General features: G+C 60.7%; 1 protein-coding gene. It reads right to left on the bottom strand.

The annotated features are described in order from the left end of the window. On the bottom strand, positions 1-1,609 hold a 1,609-nt coding region (locus tag ACYVG7_RS04030; RefSeq protein WP_460881955.1), incomplete at its 3' end, for a hypothetical protein. Positions 1,610-1,624 lie beyond the last annotated feature (15 nt).

Raw genomic sequence — 1,624 nt, 5'->3', positions numbered from 1 at the left:
GGTACACGCCATCGTCCGGGAGCCCGGTCGGCACAAATGCGGCCGATTTACCGGCATAACTGACATAGCCTGCGCCGGTCAGAGCGCCTGCCAGCACCCCGCTGCCGTTATCAGTGATGGTTTTGCTTTGGCCGCCGGAGGTCCAGGTGATCACTAATGTCCCAGGCTGCGGCACATAAGGCAGCGCCAGGGTCTGCTGCTTGGCGACTGTGATGGCCCCGGCCAGCGCGGTGTACTCCAGGGCCCCGATGGGCAGGAACATCAGCACGATGCTGGATTCGGCATCCGGCAGCGTGGCGAAGGTGGCGCTGATAGTGCCAGATGCCGTGACAGTGCCGGTACCAGCCCCGCTCAAGCGGCCTGTGCCGTCATCTTGGATCAGTTGCCATTTGCCCAGGCTGCGGTACCAGATCACTACGGTGCCCATACCGGGCGGATTCTCGGGGTAAGACCAAATCCAGCTAAAGGTGCGGTTGGCTACGGTGACCTCTGTCTCGACACTGATGGCCGCCCCAATCAGCCGCGCCGCTGGGGTGTAGGCAATTTGGGCAGCGCTGGTGAACACGCTGGTCTTGCGATAGGCATCGATCTGCCCTGACTCATAAGAAACGGTGATCTGGCTGAAATTGTCAGTGCCGGAGACGAACTTGAAATTCCCAGCGCCATCGTCTTTGTAGGTGCCGCCATCGATGGTCAGCACAGCACCACGCATCGGGATGCGCGGCATAAAGGCGCGGCTCTGGGAGCCGGAGACCAGGGCAAAGGTCAGCGCCGCCGAGGTGGCAGGGCCAGAGGCCGCCAGCTGAGCGAGGTCCGATAAAGCCTGCTGCTCGATGATGCTGGTTTCTGAGTAGGCACTGGGAACAATCGGCTTGTAGACCTCTTTCACCCGCACCGATGAGCTGCCGGCCACTGCCGCCTGAGCCAGCGCTGATACCCCGTAGAATTGGGCGGTATCCGCCACGTTGGTGAAATAGACCTTGGCGGCGGGAATATCGCCAGTGGCCAATGTGCCAGTCGGGTATGGAATCCCTCCGGTGAGGTTGATCCGCAGCTTGCCCGCCAGTTTGACGGTCAGCTGACGGCGAGTGATGGTGAAGAACTCGCCATTTTTCTCGTAAGTGAATTGGCGAACCTGGGCATCGTAGCTCTTGATCTTGACGTATTCGGTCGCAACCACTGCCCCGGCTTTGTCCAACTGCTTGAAGAACAGGGTGGAACCCAGCTCGGGCAACTGCTCTTTGGTCTCCTGGTACAACAGGATGGTGCGCTGGCCCGCGTACTGGTCACCCAGCAGATATAGGTTGCTGAACACCCCGGGCACGAGATATGCCTCGATCCGTGCCCGGGCCTCGGCGCGGGTATCAGTGGGAGTACCTGGTAAGCAGACCACGTTGATGTGGGCATCCTCGGCGTCACGGGTGACGGCAAAGTGACTCCCCTGATAAGACTCCGCGGTCGCGGTGCGTACAGCACAGAAAACCTTGGTCAGGTTGGTGCGACCCTCGGTGCGATCCCGGCGCGATGTCTTTTGAAAAATAGCGTTGAGCGTATTGTCCGGGATTGTTCTACCGGTCGGGCGCCCGCCGCCGGACGCCTCATCGGTCATGCGCTCTGATTCAAG

This window comes from Pseudaeromonas pectinilytica (assembly GCF_054780855.1).
The sequence above is the reverse complement of the archived record's forward strand: the minus strand, read 5'-3'. Positions and strand labels throughout refer to the sequence as shown.